The sequence below is a fragment of the Corallococcus terminator genome, from assembly GCF_003611635.1.
GTDB classification, from domain to species: Bacteria; Myxococcota; Myxococcia; order Myxococcales; family Myxococcaceae; genus Corallococcus; species Corallococcus terminator.
Map to the genome: position 1 here is coordinate 1 of NZ_RAVZ01000689.1, position 1336 is coordinate 1336.

At 68.3% G+C, this 1336-nt stretch carries 1 protein-coding gene; it reads left to right on the top strand.

Annotated features, from left to right (window positions below):
• Positions 1-54: 54 nt before the first annotated feature.
• A partial coding sequence (locus D7V88_RS41525) for an IS701 family transposase (RefSeq protein WP_120545962.1) occupies positions 55-1336 on the top strand: 1282 nt, incomplete at its 3' end.

The window sequence follows — 1336 nt, forward strand, 5'->3', positions numbered from 1 at the left end:
TAGTACTACTCAGTCAGTTGCGTCGAGTCGAGGGGCATGATCTACGTCGAGGTCATGACCCCTGCACAGATGCGCAAGCTGGACAGAGAGCTGCGCGAGTACCTGGAGTCGATGGTGGAGGGGATGGGTCGCAGTGAGCGGCGGCGGGCGATGGAGTGGTACCTGACGGGGCTGCTGCTGGAGGGGGAGCGCAAGAGCACGGAGCCGATGGCGGCGCGGCTGGTGAAGGACGCTTCGCAGGTGGAAGCGATGCGGCAGCGGCTGCACCAGTGCGTGTCGGTGTCCGAGTGGAGCGACGCGCAAATGAGGGGCCGGCTGGCGCTGAAGTTGGAGCAGCAGTTGCCCGAGGTGGAAGCGTACGTGGTGGACGACACGGGCTTCCCCAAGAAGGGCGAGCACTCGGTGGGCGTGACGCGGCAGTACTCGGGGACACTGGGGCGCACCGAGAATTGCCAGGTGGCCGTGAGCCTGCATTTGGCGGGAGAACGAGGCAGCGGCTGCGTGGCGTTGCAGGTGTACCTGCCGGAGGCGTGGGCGAAGAGCCGCACGCGTCGCAAGGCGGTGGGGGTGCCCGCGCCGGTGAAGTTCCAGACGAAATGGCAAATCGCGCTGGGCCAGTTGGATGACGCACTGGCGTGGGGCGTCCGGCGGCACGTGGTGCTGGCGGATGCGGGCTATGGCAGCGCCCGGGAGTTCCGCGACGGCGTGCGGGAGCGTGGACTGCACTTCCTGGTGGGCGTGACGGGCACGCACACGGCCTGGCCTCCGGGCGCCATGCCCGCGCTTGCGCCCAGGGTAGAAGGCCGCCGAGGGCGCCCTCGCAAAGGCTACGTGGCCGAAGGCGTGGAGCCCTGGTCCCTCGAAGAGCTGGTGCGCCAGTTGCCCCCGGAGGAATGGAAGACGGTGCGTTGGCGTGAAGGCAGCCTGGGCGAGCAGTCCTCTCGCTTCGCCGCGGTGCGGGTGCGCACGGCGGAGCGGCACGCGAGGCGTGCGGCGCCCTCGGAAGAGGTGTGGCTGCTGGCGCAATGGCCTGAAGGGCTAAAGACTCCGACGAAGCTGGCCTACTGCTCGCTGCCGGCGGACACGCCCCTCAAGACGCTGGTGCGGCTGTGGAAGCTGCGCTGGCGAGTCGAGCGCGACTACCAGGAGATGAAAGGCGAGGTGGGACTGGACCATTACGAGGGACGCGGCTGGAGAGGCTTTCATCACCACGCCACCCTCTGCATGGTGGCCCACGGCTTCCTCGCGCTGCGTCGAGCGCTTTTTCCCCCGGAAGCGAGTGCAATGGACGCTGCCCATGGTGCGGCGTCGCCTTCAGCACTTGCTGCTCAGCCGC